This window comes from Streptomyces sp. NPDC048606 (assembly GCF_040650855.1).
GTDB lineage: Bacteria > Actinomycetota > Actinomycetes > Streptomycetales > Streptomycetaceae > Streptomyces.
On the sequence record NZ_JBEZIB010000007.1, the window covers coordinates 151,125 to 168,623 of the forward strand.

Annotated in this window: 14 protein-coding genes; 13 read left to right on the top strand and 1 reads right to left on the bottom strand. The window is 76.8% G+C overall.

Annotation, left to right across the window (positions count from 1 at the left end; all coding sequences use genetic code 11):
- Positions 1 to 4: 4 nt before the first annotated feature.
- From AB0D01_RS10135 to AB0D01_RS10170, 8 genes are all read left to right on the top strand, one after another.
- Complete coding sequence (locus AB0D01_RS10135; protein WP_363054640.1) at positions 5 to 2,458, top strand: DUF5682 family protein; 2,454 nt, start codon at positions 5 to 7, stop codon at positions 2,456 to 2,458.
- Complete coding sequence (locus AB0D01_RS10140; RefSeq protein ID WP_363054641.1) at positions 2,455 to 3,663, top strand: VWA domain-containing protein; 1,209 nt, start codon at positions 2,455 to 2,457, stop codon at positions 3,661 to 3,663. Before AB0D01_RS10135 ends, AB0D01_RS10140 begins: the two co-directional genes overlap by 4 nt.
- Positions 3,660 to 6,284: a hypothetical protein gene (locus tag AB0D01_RS10145; RefSeq protein ID WP_363054642.1), complete on the top strand. Its 2,625-nt coding sequence runs from the start codon at positions 3,660 to 3,662 to the stop codon at positions 6,282 to 6,284. The genes AB0D01_RS10140 and AB0D01_RS10145 overlap by 4 nt, the downstream gene beginning before the upstream one ends.
- Positions 6,285 to 6,317: 33 nt before the next feature.
- Positions 6,318 to 6,596 (top strand): DUF6400 family protein, encoded by a 279-nt coding sequence (locus AB0D01_RS10150; protein WP_363054643.1) that lies wholly within the window; start codon positions 6,318 to 6,320, stop codon positions 6,594 to 6,596.
- Positions 6,583 to 6,840, top strand: a complete 258-nt coding sequence (locus AB0D01_RS10155; RefSeq protein WP_363054644.1) for a hypothetical protein — start codon at positions 6,583 to 6,585, stop codon at positions 6,838 to 6,840. The genes AB0D01_RS10150 and AB0D01_RS10155 overlap by 14 nt, the downstream gene beginning before the upstream one ends.
- 112 nt (positions 6,841 to 6,952) lie before the next feature.
- Positions 6,953 to 7,822 (top strand): polysaccharide deacetylase family protein, encoded by an 870-nt coding sequence (locus tag AB0D01_RS10160; protein ID WP_363054645.1) that lies wholly within the window; start codon positions 6,953 to 6,955, stop codon positions 7,820 to 7,822.
- Between the two features lie 156 nt (positions 7,823 to 7,978).
- Entirely contained in the window at positions 7,979 to 8,392 is a 414-nt protein-coding gene (locus tag AB0D01_RS10165) for a rodlin (protein ID WP_363054646.1), read from the top strand.
- Positions 8,393 to 8,511: 119 nt separating this feature from the next.
- On the top strand, positions 8,512 to 9,495 hold the full coding sequence (locus tag AB0D01_RS10170; RefSeq protein ID WP_363054647.1) for a DJ-1/PfpI family protein: 984 nt from the start codon (positions 8,512 to 8,514) through the stop codon (positions 9,493 to 9,495).
- Here the strand turns inward: AB0D01_RS10170 and AB0D01_RS10175 are convergent.
- A complete protein-coding gene (locus AB0D01_RS10175; RefSeq protein ID WP_363054648.1) occupies positions 9,465 to 9,608 on the bottom strand; it encodes a hypothetical protein in 144 nt (47 codons plus the stop codon). The two genes, AB0D01_RS10170 and AB0D01_RS10175, sit on opposite strands and share 31 nt — an antisense overlap.
- On the opposite strand from AB0D01_RS10175, the gene AB0D01_RS10180 reads away from it, so the two are divergent.
- The 5 genes from AB0D01_RS10180 to AB0D01_RS10200 all read left to right on the top strand — a co-directional run bounded on the left by AB0D01_RS10180 (position 9,607) and on the right by AB0D01_RS10200 (position 17,362).
- Complete coding sequence (locus AB0D01_RS10180; protein WP_363054649.1) at positions 9,607 to 10,209, top strand: isochorismatase family protein; 603 nt, start codon at positions 9,607 to 9,609, stop codon at positions 10,207 to 10,209. The genes AB0D01_RS10175 and AB0D01_RS10180 overlap by 2 nt on opposite strands.
- 311 nt (positions 10,210 to 10,520) lie before the next feature.
- Positions 10,521 to 10,715, top strand: coding sequence for a thiazolylpeptide-type bacteriocin (locus AB0D01_RS10185; RefSeq protein ID WP_363054650.1), 195 nt, complete (start codon positions 10,521 to 10,523; stop codon positions 10,713 to 10,715).
- A gap of 130 nt (positions 10,716 to 10,845) precedes the next feature.
- On the top strand, positions 10,846 to 13,542 hold the full coding sequence (locus AB0D01_RS10190; protein ID WP_363054651.1) for a lantibiotic dehydratase: 2,697 nt from the start codon (positions 10,846 to 10,848) through the stop codon (positions 13,540 to 13,542).
- Positions 13,539 to 15,452, top strand: a complete 1,914-nt coding sequence (locus AB0D01_RS10195; RefSeq protein ID WP_363054652.1) for a hypothetical protein — start codon at positions 13,539 to 13,541, stop codon at positions 15,450 to 15,452. The genes AB0D01_RS10190 and AB0D01_RS10195 overlap by 4 nt, the downstream gene beginning before the upstream one ends.
- A complete protein-coding gene (locus tag AB0D01_RS10200; RefSeq protein WP_363054653.1) occupies positions 15,449 to 17,362 on the top strand; it encodes a TOMM precursor leader peptide-binding protein in 1,914 nt (637 codons plus the stop codon). Before AB0D01_RS10195 ends, AB0D01_RS10200 begins: the two co-directional genes overlap by 4 nt.
- The last annotated feature ends 137 nt before the right edge of the window (positions 17,363 to 17,499 follow it).

Here is a 17,499-nt window from a genome sequence, read left to right on the forward strand (position 1 = left end):
GGCGGTGAGCACCCCGGTCGCCCACTTCCTCGGCGTCCGCCACCATTCGCCGGCCTGCGCCCGGCTGGTCGCGCGCGCCATCGCCGCGCTGCGTCCGACCCACGTGCTGGTGGAGGGGCCCGTCGACCTCAACGACCGGCTCGACGAGCTGCTGCTCGGGCACCGGCTGCCGATCGCCGTGTTCAGCCACCACCGCGACGAGGAGGGCTCCTCCACCACGTGGACGCCCTTCTGCGCCTACTCCCCCGAGTGGGTGGCGCTCACCGAGGGGCGGGCCGCCGGCGCGCTGGTCCGCTTCATCGACCTGCCCGCCTGGCATCCCGCCTGGGCCGGTCGCACCAACCGGTACGCGGACGCCGAGGTGCGCTACGAACGGGCCACGGCCCGGCTGTGCGAGCGGTTCGGGGTGGACTCGCCCGACGCCCTGTGGGACCGGATGTTCGAAGCGGAGGGGGCCGGTGGGCAAGGGGAGTTCCGCGATCACCCGGAGTTCCCGGGGCAGCCGGAGTGCGCGGAGTCCCCGGAGTCCTCCGGGTTCCCGGACGGCGGCTTCGCCGATCGGCTGGCCCTGTACTTCGACGTGGTGCGCGGCGACACCGAGGCCGACGACGCGGACCGGGCGCGCGAGGAGTACATGGCGTCCTGGGTCCGCGCCACCCTGGCGGAGCCGGGCGCCGGGCCCGTGCTCGTCGTCACGGGCGGCTTCCACCGCCCGGCGCTCGTCGCCCTCACCGCAGCGGACGACGCCGGGTCGGAGCCTCCCGAGCTCCCCCGACCGGCACCGGGGGCGCTCGCCGGCAGTCACCTCGTCCCGTACTCGTTCCACCGCCTCGACTCCTTCACCGGCTACCAGTCCGGCATGCCCTCGCCGGGCTACCACCAGAACCTCTGGGACCACGGCGCCCGCGCCGCCGGACGGATGCTCGTGGACGACGTCACGCGGCGGCTGCGCGCCCGGGGGCAGCACGTCTCCACGGCCGCGCTGGTCTCGGCGCGGGCCGGCGCGCAGGGCCTGGCGGCGCTGCGCGGCCACCGCCACCCGGCCCGGCTGGACCTGCTCGACGGGCTCGCCGGCGCCCTCCTCGACGAGGCCGTCGACGCACCCCTGCCCTGGACCCGGCGCGGCCCGCTGCGCCCGGGCACCCACCCGGTCCTCGTCGAGATGGTGGCCGCCGGCTGCGGCGAGCGCACAGGCCTGCTCCACCCGGACACCCCCCTGCCGCCGCTCACGCACGACGTCGCCGAGCAGCTCGCGGCACACGGCCTGGACGTGGACCGGGCCGTGACCCTGCGTCTGACCGAGCCCCGCGGCCTGGCCGCGAGCCGTGTCCTGCACCGGCTGCGGGTCCTCGGCGTCCCCGGCCCGCACCGGACGCGGGGGCCGGTGGACGGCGGCGACCCGGAGTCCGTCGAGCGCTGGGAGCCACGGCCCGAAGCCGACGCCGCCGGCCGGCAGGCCGCGCTGGTCGAGGCGGCCGGGTACGGCATGACCCTGGAGGACGCCGCCGCCCGCGCCCTCGGCGAGCGGATCCGGGACGCCGGCCCCGGGCCCGACGCCCTCGCCGCCACCCTCTTCGACGCCGTCACCTGCGGGGCCACGGACCTCCTGGGTCCGCTCCTCGCGGAGTTGAGGGCCGCCGTGGACCGGGCGGCCGACCCCGGCCCGCTCGGCGCGGCCCTGCACACCGCCCTCGGGCTGTGGCGGCACGACCGGGTGTACGGGGTCGGCGGGGACCCCCTGCTCGGCGCCTTCGTGGACGCGGCCGTCACGCGCGTGCTGTGGCTGGCCGAGGGGCTGCACGGCTCCGGCGGCCCGGACCGGGGACGACTGCGCGCCCTGACCGGCGTCCGGGACGCCCTGCTGCACGCGGCGCCGCTGGTGTCCCTCGACCGGGCCGCGGTGACGGCCGTGTGCGCCCGGATCGCAGCCGACCCGGCCGCGCCCGCGGACCTGCGCGGCGGCGCCTTCGGGCTGTGCCGCGTCCTGGAGGAGACGGGCGGCGGCGTCCGAGCGGCCGGTGACCCCGTCGTCGCGGTGCGCGCCGTCGCCGGCACCGCGGCCCTCGGCGACTGGCTGGCCGGGCTGTTCGCGGTGGCCCGGGAGGAGCTGACCGCGCCGGGAGCGGCCGGTCCCGCGGAGCGGGGCGCTCCGACCGGCACGCTGCTCGGCGTACTGGACGCGCTGGTCACCGAACAGTCCGGGGAGGAGTTCCTCGCCGGACTCCCCGCCCTGCGGCAGGCCTTCGCCTGGTTCCCGCCCCGCGAACGCGAACGGATCGCGGCCAGGCTCATCGAACGCCGCGGGCTGCGCGGCTCCGCCCGGGGGCTGCTGCGGACCTCGGCCGATCCCCTGCTCATCGCCCGGGCCCGGCACCTGGAGGCGGACGTGCGAAGCCTCCTGGACCGCCACGGCCTGGGCGTGACCACGAAGCCGTACGGAACGGGAGCGACCCGATGACCGCGCACGCCTCCACCCCCGACCGCGCGCCCGACCGCGACCCCGCGCCCGCTCCCGCGCCCGTCGAGTCGACCGCCGGCGTGACCGAGCCCCTGCCCGATCCGGGGCTGGAGCGCTGGCGGCTCATCCTCGGCGCCCCCGCCGAACGGCACACGGGCCCCTGCCGCGCCGAAGGCCGGTCCCGCGACCGTGCCCTGGAGTGGCTGTACGGCCGCGACCCCGAGCGGGAGCGGCGGGGCGTGCGCCGGGCCGGCGAAGGCCCCTCGGCCGTGACGGCGGTCGACTGGCTCGACGACGTCCACCGGCTGTTCCCGAGGGAGAGCGTCGAACGCCTCGAACGGGACGCCGTCGAGCGGTACGGGATCCACGAGATCGTCACCGATCCGGCCGTGCTCGAACGCGTACGCCCCAGTCCCGCGCTGCTGCGCGCCGTCCTGCGCACCAAGCACCTGATGAACCCCCGGGTGCTGCGCCTGGCCCGCCGGCTCGTCGAGGCCGTGGTGAAGGAGCTGCTGGCCCGGCTCACCCCGGAGATCCGTCGCTCCTTCACCGGCACCCGCTCGCGCCGGCCGAGCTTCGTCCCCCAGTCCAGGAACTTCGACTTCCACGGCACCGTCCGCGCGAACCTGGCCCACTACCAGCCCGAGCACCGCAGGTTGTCGATCGAGCGGCCCCGCTTCTCCTCCCGTACCCGCCCGCACCTGGAGCGGTGGCAGCTGATCCTCCTCGTCGACCAGTCGGGTTCCATGGCGGGTTCGGTCATCCACTCCGCCGTCACCGCCGCCGCCCTGTGGGGGCTGCCCGGGCTGCGCACGCACCTGGTGGCCTTCGACACGGCGGTGGTCGACCTCACCTGCGACGTCACGGATCCGGTGGAGCTGCTGATGCGGGTGCAGTTGGGCGGGGGTACCGACATCGCCCGCGCCGTGGACTACGGGTCCGGGCTGATCGACAACCCCCGGCGGGCCATCGTCGTCCTGATCACCGATTTCTACGAGGGCGGCGACCGCCACCGCCTGGTGCGCGGCGTACGACGGCTCGTGGAGCAGGGCAGCACCGTGCTCGGGCTGGCCGCGCTCGACGAGGACGCGGCGCCCGCCTACGACCGGGACCTCGCCCAGGAGATCGCCGACGCCGGAGCGCACGTCGGGGCCATGACCCCGGGCATGCTCGCCGCCTTCGTCGCCGAAAGGATCGGCCGATGACCCCGGGCGCGGGTTCCACGACGGGCTCCGGCGGCGCGGGCCGGCGCGCCGACCTCCTGGCCCTCACCCCGGACACGCTCGCCGCGCTCACCAACCGGGGCCTGGTCAAACGCGCCGCGCGGGAACTCGCCTCGGGCGCCGGCGCCGAGGTCTGCCTCGCGTCCGACGGCACCCTCACGGGGCGCTATCCCGACGGCACCGAGACCGTGCTGCCGGCGGGCGCCGGCCTCGACCTGGGCCGGTGCGACTGCGGCGCGATCGGTGCCTGCCGCCACCTGCTCGGCCTGGTCCTCGCCTACCGGGCGGGGAGCGGGGCCGAGGGCCCGCGGCCCACCGCCGGCGACGGCCCGGCGCGGGCGGAGGGCGCGGATCCCGTCGACCCGACCGCCGCGCCGGCCGCTCCGGACGCGCGGTACGAGGCGGAGGCCGGGGCGGCCGGCCGCGGGGACGTCGACGCCGCCGGCCGCGGCCCCGGTGCGCGGGCGCCCGAGGCGGTCGCGCCGGGGTCCGTGCCCGCGGGCGCGACCGTCCCCGCGGATGCCTCCGGCCGCGCGGGTGCCACCGGCCGCACAGACCCGACCGTTCCCGCAGGTACCGCCGGCCGCCCGGATCCCACCGGCCCCGCAGGTACCGCCAGCCCGGCAGATACCGCCGGCCGCACAGATGCCACCGCCCCCGCGGGGGCGACCGTTCCCGCGGGTGCCACCGGCCCCACGGACCCGACCGTGCCCGCAGGTACCACCTCCCCCACAGATCCCACCGTTCCCGCAGGTACCGCCGGTCCCGCAGGTGTGACCGCCCCTTCGGGCGCCACCGGCCGGGCAGGTGTCACCGCCCCCGCCGAGGCCGGCTTTCCCGCAGGTGCGACCGCCCGCACGGGTGTCACCGCCCCGGGCGGCCGGGGCTCGGGCGCGGTGTGGTCCCCCGGGGACGTGAGCGACGAGGAGCTGACCGCCGCGCTGGGGGCGCGGGCCGTCACGGCGGCCCGTCGCGCCTTGGCCCGTGGCTACACGGCCCGACTCACCCACCCGAGCGCCGGGTCGCCCGAGGCCCGGGCCGAGCTGGCGACCGCCACCGTCCGGTTCACCGTTCCGGGCGCGCTGGGCTACGCCCTGTCCGACGCCCGTCCCGAGCACCGCGGCGAGGCCGTGGTCCTCGCCGTGTGGGCGTTCCGGGCGGCGCTGGCCGCCGACCCGGCGGACCCGCCCGCCGAGGTGCGGGCCGGCGGGCCGAAGGCGCCGCGCCGGGACGCCGCCGAGACGGCGCGGGCCGCCGCCGACCTCGCCGCGGACCTCCTGCTGGACGGGGCGGCGCACGCCGGCCCGGTCGTCGTGGCGGGCCTGCGCAGGGTGCACCGCGACCTGGTCGGCCACGGGCTGCACTGGACCGCCGACGCCGTCGCCGACCTCGCCGAACAGCTCGCCGAGCACTCCTCGCGCGGCGCCGGACACCGGCCCGAACGGTTCGCGGAACTCCTCGCCGAGGTGGCCGCGCGGCAGCGCGCCGACCGGCACGGCACGGGCGAACCGGGCACGACCCCGCTGCGCCGGGTGCGGCTGACCGCGCTCGGCTGCCGGATCACGGGGGACGAGCTCTCCCGTACGGCGCGGGTGTACTTCGCGCACGCCGCCGCCGGCACCACGCTGGTCCTGCACCGCCGGTGGGAGCTCGCTCCCGACCCGGCGCGGGGCGGGGGGACCGCCCTGACCGGTCCGGAGCTCGCGGGGCGGCGCGTCGCCGGGGCCGCCCTCGGGGCGCTGGCCGCCGGGAACGTGGTCAGCGAGACCGCCTCCCGTACCCCCGGGCACACCGTGACGTTCGGCACGTCGCGGGTCGGCGGTACGGGCGTCACCCCGCTCGGTGCCTCCTGGGCCGGCCTGCCCGAACCCCTGCTCGTACGGGATTTCGCCGCCGAGGCGGACCGGATGCGGACCCGCCCGCCCCGGCCGGTACGGCCCCGGGTGGCCGCCGACGACCTGCGCGTCCTGGTCGCGCACTCCGTGGAGCAACTCGGCTACGACCCGGCCGAGCAGCGCCTGGAGGCCGTGCTGCGCGACGCGGCGGGCCGGCGGGCCGTCCTGGCGGCGCCGTACAACCCGTACGCGCCCGGCGGGCTCGACGCCCTGGCGGGCGCGCTCGCGGCGGCCGGGGACGGCCCCGTCCACGTGAGCGGCTTCGTCCGGCCGGCCGCCGGCTCCGGGCCGGGCGGGAGCGCCGCCCTGGTGGTCGAGCCGCTCGCGGTGCTCCACGGGGCGACGGTGTCGGTCCCCGACCTGGCGCCCGCCGGGCCGTCGGCCGCGCCGCCGCCGGCGGCGGCGCGCCCCGATCCGGATCCGATCTCCGCCGCGCTGGGCGAGGCGCTCGCCGCCCTGGCCGACACCGCGCACCGGGGCCTGCGCCGGCCGGACCGGGCGGGCCCGGACCGGCTCGACCGGGCCGCGACCGCCCTGGAGCGCACCGGCCTGTCGTCGGCGGCCGCTCTGGTGCGCGCCGTGCCGGCCGCCCTGTCCGGACACGACGACGGGGCCGCCGTGGAGTCCTGGACGCGGGCCCACCTGTTCCTGCTGACGGCCTCGGACCTGCACGGCCCGCGGCCTGTGACACTTCCCACCCTCCCTTGACCTGCGAAGAAAGGGTTACCTAACTTCGATTGCATGACCCCCCACGCCCCCACTCCGCCCTCCGGCTCCGGAAACGACACCCCGGGCCTGGTCGACTTCGCGGTCGACCTCAGCGCCCAGGAGGTCCTCCGACGCGCCCAGGTGATGGCCGCGCTGGGCCCCGACTGGGATCCCGTGGAGGTGCTGCTCGGCGAGGAGGCCGCGTACGACCTGCTGTACTCCGGTCTCGACGAGGAGCAGCAGCGGGTCTACGACGACCTGGTCGCGGCCGGGGTGCTGCCGGAGCGGGGGGACGGCCGTGCTGCCTCTTGATCCGCAGGCCGACGCCGGCAGGCGGGCCTGGGTGGCCTGCCCGAACTGTGACGACGTACGGGGCTGCGCTCCGTGCGAGGAGCGGCGTACGTGTTCCACGCACTGGCGCTACCTGCTCACCAACACGGGCAGCCTGCTCCACCTCCAGTGCCCCGGGTGCACCCACGTGTGGGTGCACGAGAGCGGATTCGGCGCCACCCGCTCGCTGTGGGACCGCCTCGCCGGTGGTCTCACCGGCCGCTGACCGGCGGTCGGACGAAAATGGCCGATCGGAGGAAGAGGGAGCCCTCGGGGGCTTCCTAGCCTGGATCGGCACCGCGCATCGGGGGGACCGAACGCGAAGGAAGATCGCCTCCATGGGCAGCAGCAACAACAGTTCCGTCGGTTCCGTCCGCCGGCGTCGACTCGGTTCCACCGCGGCGGCCACGACGGCCGCCCTCCTCGGCCTGCTGGCCGCGACCGGCGCCCCGGCGTCGGCCGCGCCGGGCGGCTCCGCCGACCAGGCGCCCGACCGGGCGGCGGACCGGACCGCCGCCAGGTCCGAGCGGGCCGGTGCGCCCGCCACGGCTCCCCGGGCCGCTCGGGAGGCCGGCGCGGCGCCCGCCGCGGCGACGGTCCCGCTCGACATCACCCGGCTCGCCCAGGGAACGGGCAAGGACATCGCGATCACCATCGACGACGGTCCCGACCCCCGGTGGACCCCGCAGGTGCTGGGCGTCCTGCGCGAGAACCACGTCAAGGCCACGTTCTGCATGGTCGGCACCCGCGCGCAAGCCCATCCGGAGCTGGTGCGGGCGGTCTCCGCAGACGGCCACAAGCTGTGCGACCACTCCGTCGACCACGACGTCACGATGGACCACAAGCCCGTGGCCTACCAGCGCCAACAGATCCTCGACGGCAAGGCCATGATCCAGAAGGCCGTGCCGGGCGTGTCCGTCGACTACTACCGGGCGCCGGGCGGCGCCTTCACGCCCGAGAGCCGTGCCGTGGCGGCCGCGGCCGGCATGCGACCGCTGGGCTGGAGCGTGGACCCGAAGGACTGGAGCCGGCCGGGCCTGAAGGCCATCGTGTCGGCCGTCGAGGCCGACCTGCCCAGGCAGCCGACGGTCCTCTTCCACGACGGCGGCGGCGACCGCAGCGAAACGGTGGCCGCGCTCAAGGAGTACCTGCCGTGGCTGAAGGAGCGTGGCTACACCTTCACCTTCCCGGAGCGCAACGGGCGTTGACCGGTCACACGGTCGGGTTTGCGGGTTGTCGGTCCGGCGGCAACGGCCGTTGCGCGATCGGGTGACGTACCGTCACGCCCCGCGCCCCTCGCCCGTTACGGAGACGAACGCCCCTGCCAGGGGCCCGTTAACGTTCCAGCGAAGGAATACCCGCACATGCTGAAGAAGATGATGGTCACCGCCGCAGCCACCGCCGCCACGATCGGCGCCGGCGCTGCCGTAGCCGCCCCGGCCATGGCCATCGGCAACGACAACGGGATCAACACCGTCAACGGCAACGGCGCCGTCCAGGCGTACGGCAACCAGAAGACCCACGGCGACCAGAGCCCGCAGCTCGGCGCGGTCCAGGGCACCCTGAACAAGCCCTGCATCGGCCTGCCGGTCAAGGTCAACGCCCAGTCGCTGGTGGCGATCCTCGCCAACGTCGGCGTCCAGGACGTCAACGTCCTCGCCAACCCGCAGAACCAGCAGTGCGCCGAGAACTCCACCCAGGCCAAGGGCGACGAGCCGCTCTCGCACATCCTGGACAACATCCCGGTCCTCTCCGGCAACGTCTCGGCCAACAGCTGACCCGACGGTGAGGCCCGTCGTGGGTGTCCGCACGAACACCCACGACGGGCCTTCGCCATGTCCGGATGTGACAGAACGGCGTCATTGCGGTCGCGTGCGGCGCACGTGACCATGGACGCATGTCCACGAACCGCCGCGTCGTCATCGCGGTCTTCCCCGATGTCGACCTCCTCGACGTCACCGGTCCCGCCGAGGTGTTCGCCCTGGCCAACCGGGAGACCGACGGGCGGGCCGGGTACCGGGTGGAGCTCGCGGGGCCGACGTCCGGCGTGGTCACCACCTCGGCCGGGGTGCGCCTGCTGACCGACCTCTCGTTCGCGGAGGTGGACGGCGTACTGGACACCCTCCTGGTGCCCGGTGCGGTGGACCCGCACCCGGACGGGCCCGTCGCCCGCATCGACCGGGAGGTGGTGGAGTGGCTGAGGACGGCCGCCCCCCTGGCCCGGCGGGTGGCGTCGGTGTGCGTGGGCGCGCACCTGCTGGCGGCGGCCGGTCTGCTGGACGGCAGGACGGCCACCACGCACTGGTCGACCGCTGCGCAGCTGGCGGCGGACCACCCCGAGGTGACGGTGGACCCGGATCCGATCTTCGTGCGGTCCGGGAACGTGTGGACGGGGGCGGGCATCAGCGCCTGCATGGACCTCGCGCTGGCTCTGGTGGCGGAGGACCTGGGCGAGGAGACGGCCCTGGCCGTGGCCCGGCAGCTGGTCATGTACCTGAAGCGCCAGGGTGGCCAGAGCCAGTTCTCGGTCCCGTTGTCCCGGCCTCCGGCGGCCCGTCGGGACATCGACGAACTCCGCATGTTCATCGCGGACCACCTCGACGGCGACCTCTCCGCGGGGGCCCTCGCGGCGCGGATGTGCCTGAGCGAACGTCACTTCGCCCGGGTCTTCCGCAGGGAGACGGGGACCACGCCGGCCGCCTACGTCGAGACGGCGCGGGTGGAGGCGGCCCGCCGCCTGCTGGAGAGCACCGACCAGCCGCTGGACGAGGTGGCCGGGGCCTGCGGGCTCGGCTCGGTGGAGACCCTCCACCGGGCGCTGCGCAAGCGGATCGGGACCGCTCCGGCCGCCTACCGCAGGCGTTTTCGCACCACCGGCTGATCGGGTTCTCCGGCGCGACGGCCACGACACGGCAACAGCAACAGCAACAGCAACAGCAACAGCAACAGCAACAGCAACAGCAACAGCAACAGCAACAGCAAGGATATTGTCATGCCCATTTCCAAGACCCTGCGCGACGTGGTCGGCCTCGACGACACGCTGCCCCGGCTCGCCGACAGCACGCTGATACTGATCGACTTCCAGAACACCTACCGGACGGGCGTCATGGCCCTCGAAGGAGCCGAGGAGGCCCTCGCGGCAGGGGCCCGGCTGCTGGCCGCGGCCCGGGCGGCGGGCAGGCCGGTCGTCCACGTCGTCAACGACGGCGGCGTGGGCAGCCCGTACGACATCCGGGCCGAGACGGGCGCCATCAGCGCCGAAGTGGCGCCCGTCGAGGGGGAGACCGTCGTGGTCAAGCAGGTCCCCAACGCCTTCCACGACACGGACCTGGAGAAGGTCCTGCGGGAGCTGGGCGCGGGCCCCGACCTCGTCCTGGCCGGGTTCATGACCCACATGTGCGTCACCTTCACCGCCCAGGGCGCCTTCAACCTCGGCTACCGCCCCACCGTGGTCGCCGAGGCCACCGCCACCCGGTCGCTCCCCGCCCCGGACGGGTCCGCCGTACCCGCCGCCGCCCTCCAGACGGCGGCGCTGACGACCATCGGCGACCTCTTCGGCCCCGTCGCGCGCACCGTCGAGGAGCTCGTCTCCTAGGCCGTCGGCCCGGTCGTCCCGCCCCGCCGGACACGGGGGTGGCGGCGGGTCGGGGCGGCCGGGCCGGACGGCCGGGGGACCGGGCGGGACAAGAGTCCCGGTGGACGCGGGAGGCGGCGCCACCGGAGTTCTCTCCCGCCCGGTCTTGTCACGCCTCCATCCGGTCAATTTCCTTGAGTTCAATTGGAGTTACACCGGATTGTCCTGAACCGTCCGCTGTGCTCCGCACTCCCTCCGGGCTACGTTCGGCGCGCTCGTCCGTACCACGGCAGCAAGCCATCACAAGTCGTCCCACCACCTTGGGAGTTCTCATGGCAGACATCGACGTGGGCACCACCTTCGACGCCCACGACCTGGACCTCGGCGGCATCACGGTCACCACGATGCGTGACACCTCCGGCGTCTCCTCCTTCGCGGCCAACACCTCCACCTCGGGCTGCGGCATCCCCACGGCCTGCCAGTGGACGTGCAGCCAGATGCCGCAGCACGCGCCCGGCGTGGTCTGAGCCGCCGCCGTCGCGGCCCGTCGCGGCGCCCCGTCGAGGGGCCTCGCGACGGGCCGTGTGCCCCTCCTCACCCTCGCGCCCGACCCCGCCCCTCCCCCGACGGAGTTCGAGCCGGAAAGGACCGGACGCCATGACGCCCCCCGCTCCCGCCGTACGCACGGCCCCGTACGCGCTGGTACGCGCGACGGTGCTCAGCCACCCCGCGCAGTCCCCCGACGCCGCCGTCTTCCGCGCCGGGCTGGAGCGTCTGACGGAGCTGGAGGCGGCGCTGGCGGACCTCCGCCCGCGGCTCGCCGACGCCCTCTACGAGAGCCGGGGCGGCCACGCCGACACCTTCCACCGGGACGTCGTCCTCCCCCTGCGTCGCGCCGTGCACAACGCGCGCGAGCCCCGCCCCGCGCTCCTGGACCGGCTCGGCGACCTGCCCGAACGGGTGCCGCCGTTGCGGGAGTGGCTCCTGCTGCGCGAGAGGCTGGACTCGGTCCGCGCCTGGGTCGCCGAGTCGGCGCCCGGCGCCCTCACCGCGGACCGGGAGGCCCTCGCCGTCCAGTGCCGCGAGCCCGCCTTCGCGCTCGCCGCCTCCTACACCAGCGCCGACCTGCTGGCCGCCGTCGAACGCGCCGCCGGCGGAGCCGGGGTCGGGCCGGACGGCCGCGGGCGCCGGGCCCGCAAGGAGGAACCCGGGGTCCTGCGGCACGCGGTGCGCGCCGCCACCCGCACCAGCCCGCTGTCCTGGTTCACCGCCGTCGGGTGGGGGCCCCTGACCGTCCGCCCGGGCGCCCGCGAGACGGTGGTGGCGGAGTGGGGGGAGGGGGACCTGCTGGGGACCACCCACAACTCCGTCCGCGCCAACCGCACGCTCGTCACCGCCCTGAGCGACGCCCTGACGTCGGATCCGCGCCGACGGGCCCTGCTCCCCCACCGCCTGACGAGCGCCGCCCGTACGGTCGACGGCCGCGCCGTGTTCGCCCGTACGCGCCTGGTCTCCGCCATCGGCCGCGTCGTCCTCGCCGACGAGGACGAGGTCGAGGTCGCGGCGAGCGCGCCGCTGGAGCGCGTGGCCGAGCTGTGCCGCACACCGGTCACCCCGGCGCGGCTGGCGGCCGCCCTGGCCCGGCCCGAGGACCTGGCCGCGGCTTCCGCGTACGTGCAACGGCTCGTGGACACCGGACTGCTGGTGCCCGTACCGCCGGTCGGACCGCAGGATCCCGAACCGCTGGCGGCGCTGGCCGGGTGGCTGCGCTCCCTCGGCGCGGAGGAGGACCGGGCGCTGGCCGGTCTGATCGACGAGGTGGCCGACGCGACGGGGAAGTTCGGCGCCGCCGATCCGGGCGGACGCACGACCCTGCTGCCCCTGCTGCGCGAGCTCTGGAAGGCCCTGCTCGGGGCGGCGGGCCGGCCGCTGCCCGAGGGGGAGCCGGCGCCGATCGTGCTGTCGGAGGACGTGGCGGCCCGCGAGCCGGTGGACACGGAGGGCCTGCTCACCGACGCCGACCACGAGGCGTTGCACGAGGTGGGCGCGCTGGCGGAGTTGTTCGACCTGGGGCACGTCCTGCGGCGCGCCGTGCGCGACCGGTTCGTGGCCCGTCACGGGGTCGGGGGCGTGTGCCACCCGATCTGGGACTTCGCGAAGGAGACCATCGCCGCGCGCGAGGACACCATACGCACGACGGAGCGCGCCCCGGGCGAGGAGGTCGACCTGGCCGCGCTGCCGACGAAGGCTCCCGAACTGGCGCTCCTGCGGCAGGAGTTCGTACGCGACGTGCACGAGCGGGCAGGGGCCCGGGAGGATCCGGACGCCGATGTGGTGCTGCCCTCCTGGCTGGTCACGGACGTGGCCCGCAGGCTGCCCGGCTGGACGGCGAACCGCCCGCTGTCGTACGCGCACTTCCTGCAACGTGACGGCAGGCGCGGCCTGTTGGCCCTCAATCACCTCTACGGCGGCTGGGGGCGGATCGGCAGCCGGTTCCTCGACCAGCTCGACCCCCGCGCCGCCGGGGCCGTCGGGGAGGAGGTCGCGCGCGAGGTGGGGTCCGGCCGCGGGCGCGGCTCCCGGCCCGTGCAGTTCCGCCTCGTCCGCGGGTTCAACGCCAACCTCCAGCCGCTGTTCCTGCCGGACGAGATCACCTCGGACGAGGTCGGACCCGGCGACACCGAGCCGGCGGGGCGCGGGCCGATCTCCGAGTCCGACGTGGAGCTCTTCCACGACGTGGCGAGCGACGAGGTACGCCTGCGCCTGCGGGAGGGCGGCGAGCCGCTGGACGTCTTCTACCCGGGCCTGCTCGTCCCGGACCGGCTGACCACGCGCAGCGCCCCCCTGATCCACGACCATCCGGAGGGCGTCGTCTCCTTCGCCTCGCTGGTCCCCCAGCACGTCAGCCAGGTCCCCGGCGGCGCGTTGGTGCGTACGCCCCGACTTCGGCACCGGCACGTCGTGCTGCGCCGGCGCCGCTGGAAGCTGGCCCCCGGCACGGTCGCCGAGCTGCGCGCCGCGCTGACCGCCGACGGCGAGGTGCCCTTCGAGGCCGCGGCCCGCTGGCGCTCCCTGCTCGGGGTGCCCGACCAGCTGTTCCTGCATCCGGTGCTCGCCCCTCCCGCCGAGGAGGTCGGGCCCGACGGACGGGCGCCGGATCCCACGACGGTGCCCAAGCCGCAGTTCGTGGACCTGGGCAGCGCCCTGCACCTGCGGTGCCTGGACCGCTGGCTCGCCCGGCATCCCGAGGGCGTGGTACTGGAGGAGGCGCTGCCGGCGCCGGGCGGGCGGGCCCGGCCCGCGCGCGCCGTGGAACTCGTGGTGGAGACCTACCGGGCGGGGAGCGGATCGTGACCGACGTACGCACGCACGACCAGGACAGCGCGCCGCCGCGGCGGGCCCCCGACGCACCGGTCGCCCCCGCCCCCGACGCGCTCGACGATCTGGCGCGCCGGCGGCTGCGGCCCGGGGTGGGCGTCAGCCCCCTCGCGGACGGTCTGCACCTGCGCGGGTGGAGCCGCAGCGTCACGCTGGAGGGGAGCCCGGCGCTCCCCGCGCTGTGGCGGATGGTCGCGGACGCCCTGCTGACCGAGGACGGGCCGCGGGCCCTGGCCGACCGGGCCGCGCCCGGCACACCGCTGCGGGCCGCCCTGTGCACGCTGATCGGGCAGTTGCACGGCAACCTGCTGCTGGCCCCGGCCGCGGCCCCGCCCGCCGGGAGCGGCCCGCTCGGCGACTGGCTGTCGCGGTTCGCCGACCGTCCCGCCGAGGCCGCCGCCGCGCTGCGCTCCGTACGGGTGGAGGTGGCCTCGGGCGGGGCCGACGACGGCGCCCTGACGGCGGCGGTGCTGAGCGCGCTGGAGCGCGCCGGGGTCGCGGCCTTCGAGGCGCCGGCCGAGGAGCCGAGCGGCTCCGCGAGCGGGATCGGGGACGGGATCGGGCTCGGGGGCCGGGTGGCGCTGCGGGCCCGGCGGGCCGACGGCACGGAACTCGCGGTCGCGGCGGGCGTCCACCCGGCCGGCGGCTTCGTCACCCCGGTCGGCACCCGCGCCGGGGCCGAGGCGGACGGGGCCGCGCTCGCGGCCCGGACGGCGGGCGCCGCCGGGGAGCACCTCGGCTTCGGCGGCGGGGTACTGCGCGCGCTCGTCGCGGGCAGCGCCGTCCAACGGCTGCTGTGCGCCCTGGCGGGGCTGCCCGACCCGGGGATCGAGGGCGAGGACTCCGAGCCCCGGCTGCGCCTGCCCTCGGCCCTCGTCGCCACCGTGGAACCGCTCCGGTCGGACTACCACCCCTGGCTGGTGGGACCCCCCGGATCCGCCGCGCCGGCCCGGCCGCCCGCCACCCTGGCCGACGCCCTGGCGGGGGTGACCGCGCTGACCGACGAACGCCTCGGCGTGCTGGAAGGCGCCCTGCCGGGGGCGTTGCCGCAGCTGCCGGTGGCCCTGGTCGCCGGTGCGCTGCCGGACGGCGGCCCGCTGACGGCGGGCGGCGCCCGCGCCGACCTCGCGCGGCTGGACGCCCTGTGCCACGGGGCGGAGCTTCGGCTGGCGGGCGCGGTCCCCGGGGTGGTCGTGGGGGCGGGGCCCGGTCACGCGCTCGGCCGGGCGCTGCGCCGTGCGGCGCGGACGGCGCCCGGGCCGCACGGCCCCGCCGTGCCCTTCGACCCGTACACCGCCGGGCACGCGCAGGCCCGCCACTGGTGGAGCGTGCTGACCCGGCGGCTGGGCGTACCAGCCGGGCTGCGGGTGGTCCGGCTCGACGCGGCCGGCGCCGTGCACCGGGCCGACGTGCACGCGGAGTCGGGTACGGGAGAACGGCTGTTGCTGGGGCGGGCGGTGGAGGCCACGGCCGGTGACGCCGTCGCCTTCGCGGCGCTGGCCGCGCTGGTCCGCGTACAGGCGGGCGCGGCGGACGGGGCGGCGGACGGAGCGGCGGACGGCGGGCAGGCCGGGGAAGGGGCGCCGGCGGAGCGTCACACCGTCTCCCCCGGTGGCGAGACCTGCGCGCTCGCCGTGGCCGGGGTGCCGCCGGCGCCGTGGGAGGACGAACGGTGGGCGCAGGGCTGGTGGGCCGCGGTCGCCGCGCGCGAACCGGGGCTGCGCGCCGCGCTCCTGGCCCTGACCCGCCTGCGCGTCTCGCCCGCGACCGTCGCCGGGCCGGCCGACCCGGCGACCCTCCTGACCGCGCTGGCCCGCTGCGGGTTCACCGTCCTGGCGACGAGCGCGCCGCACGAAGACGTCGAGACCCCGAGGACGGCGCGATGACCGACTCCCCGACCGACCGCCACCGCGCCGACGCACTCGACGTGCTCGACGTGCTCGACCTCCGCACGGCGCTGACCACCGTCTCCGGGCGGGCCGTCGTGGTGCTGGACGACTGGACGCCGGCGGACGCCGCCGCGCTGTCGCGGCACGCGCTCGACCACCCCGTGACCCTGGTGCCGGTGCGTCACGACGGCGCGGTCGCCGTGGTCGGCCCCGTACTGCGGCCCGGTGCGCGGGCCTGCGTCTCCTGTACCGAGTACCGGCGGCTCGCCACCATCGGCGGGCGCGTCCCCTGGCACAGCCCCGGGATGCGGCTGACGGGCGCCCCCTCCCCCGCGCTGGCGGACGGCGTCGCGGCGCTGGCCTCGGCGCTGGCGGCCGAGCCCGCCCCGGCGCCCGGGTCCGGTGCGACCGTGGTGGTCGTGCACAGCGGCCGGGGCACCTGGTCGACCCACACCGTCCGTCCCGTCGGCGGCTGCGCGGTGTGCGCCCCGCTCCCCGAGGACGGCGCCGGGGCCGGGGCGGCCTGGTCGCGTCCCGGGGCGAGGCCGCTCCCGGACCCGTCGGTGCTGCGCGGCCCCAACGACCGTACGGGGACGGCCTCCCTGCGGGCGGAGCTGTACGACGAACGGTTCGGGCCGGTCCACCGGGTGACGCGCACCGAGGACTCGGTGCACAGCCTGACGAGCGCGTACGTGACCCTGGGGCGGGCGCAGCGCGACGGCGGGTACGGGCGGGCGCTCGACTACGAGGGCAGTGAGCGCGTGGCCCTGTTCGAGGCGGTCGAGCGGCTCACCGGGATGAGCCCGCACGGACGGCGGACCGTACTGCGCTCCTCCTACGCCGCGTTGGGGCCGGAGCGTGCGGTGGATCCGGCGCGCCTGGGGTTGCCCGATCCCGCCCACCACGGCCGTCCGGGCTCGGCGACGGTGCCCTACGCCCCGGACCTGGAGCTGGACTGGGTGCACGCGTGGTCGCTGACGCACGAGCGGCCCCTGGCCGTGCCCGAGCACGTGGCGTACTGGGATCCAGCGCCGGGGCGGCCCCGCGTGGTGTACGAGAGTTCCAGCGGATGCGGTCTGGGCAACAGCCCCGAGGAGGCGGCGCTGTACGGCCTGTTCGAGGTGGCGGAGCGCGACGCGTTCCTGATGGCCTGGTACGCGCGGACCCCGCTGGGCCGGATCGCCCTGCCGGACGAGGACCCGGAGGTGCTGCACCTCGTCGACCGGGCGGAGACGGCCGGCTACGCCCTGACCCTGTTGGACGCGACGAACGACTTCGGCGTCCCGGCGGTCGTCGCGCTCGCCCGGCACGAGGACGTCGGCTCGGCGGCCCCGCAGGTGTTCCTGGCCGCGGGGGCGCACCACGACCCGCGCGCCGCGATCCGCTCCGCCGTGGTGGAGGCGGTCACGAACGTGTTCAACGCCGCGCAGCGGTTGCGGGCGGAGCCGCAGGAGCACGACCCGCGCCGGTTGCGGCGGATGCTGGAACGGCCGGAGCTGGTCGCCTCGTTGTCCGACCACACCGCGCTCTACGGTCTCGCGGAGGCCCGCCCGCGCGTGGACGTCCTGGACGGCGGCGGCCCGGCGAGGCCCTGGCGCGAGGTCTGGCCGGGGGCGCCGGAGCCGGTGACGGACCTGTCGTCGCTGCTGTCGGCGACGGTACGCCGCCTCGCGGAGGCCGGTCTGGAGGTGCTGGTCGTCGGCCAGGACGAGGCGGGGGTGCGGGAGCGGCTCGGTCTGTTCGGGGCGAAGGCGATCGTGCCGGGGGCGTTGCCGATGACGTTCGGGCACGTCAACCGGCGCACCCTGGGGCTGCCCCGGCTGCTGGAGGTGCCCTACCGCCTGGGTCGCGCCCCGCGACCGTTGCGGCACGAGGAACTGGCGCTGCACCCGCACCCGTTCCCCTGAGCGGGCCGGCCCGGGGGCCGCGCGGGGCGGACAGTCGGCCCGGTCCCGCCCGGCCCGGCCCCGTCCCCCTGCCGGCCGGTTACCGTGGGGTAGGACAGTGGGGGCGCCCTGCTGTACGGTCCCTCGCACGAGGGCGC

What these genes read in the sequence shown, in the direction of transcription:
- AB0D01_RS10170 (WP_363054647.1), top strand. Translation starts at nt 8,512, where the DNA reads ATGTCCACGAACCGCCGCGTCGTCATCGCGGTCTTCCCCGATGTCGAC.
- AB0D01_RS10165 (WP_363054646.1), top strand. Translation starts at nt 7,979, where the DNA reads ATGCTGAAGAAGATGATGGTCACCGCCGCAGCCACCGCCGCCACGATC.
- AB0D01_RS10185 (WP_363054650.1), top strand. Translation starts at nt 10,521, where the DNA reads ATGGCAGACATCGACGTGGGCACCACCTTCGACGCCCACGACCTGGAC.
- AB0D01_RS10190 (WP_363054651.1), top strand. Translation starts at nt 10,846, where the DNA reads ATGACGCCCCCCGCTCCCGCCGTACGCACGGCCCCGTACGCGCTGGTA.
- AB0D01_RS10180 (WP_363054649.1), top strand. Translation starts at nt 9,607, where the DNA reads ATGCCCATTTCCAAGACCCTGCGCGACGTGGTCGGCCTCGACGACACG.
- AB0D01_RS10200 (WP_363054653.1), top strand. Translation starts at nt 15,449, where the DNA reads ATGACCGACTCCCCGACCGACCGCCACCGCGCCGACGCACTCGACGTG.
- AB0D01_RS10160 (WP_363054645.1), top strand. Translation starts at nt 6,953, where the DNA reads ATGGGCAGCAGCAACAACAGTTCCGTCGGTTCCGTCCGCCGGCGTCGA.
- AB0D01_RS10140 (WP_363054641.1), top strand. Translation starts at nt 2,455, where the DNA reads ATGACCGCGCACGCCTCCACCCCCGACCGCGCGCCCGACCGCGACCCC.
- AB0D01_RS10150 (WP_363054643.1), top strand. Translation starts at nt 6,318, where the DNA reads ATGACCCCCCACGCCCCCACTCCGCCCTCCGGCTCCGGAAACGACACC.
- AB0D01_RS10145 (WP_363054642.1), top strand. Translation starts at nt 3,660, where the DNA reads ATGACCCCGGGCGCGGGTTCCACGACGGGCTCCGGCGGCGCGGGCCGG.
- AB0D01_RS10175 (WP_363054648.1), bottom strand. Translation starts at nt 9,608, where the DNA reads ATGACAATATCCTTGCTGTTGCTGTTGCTGTTGCTGTTGCTGTTGCTG.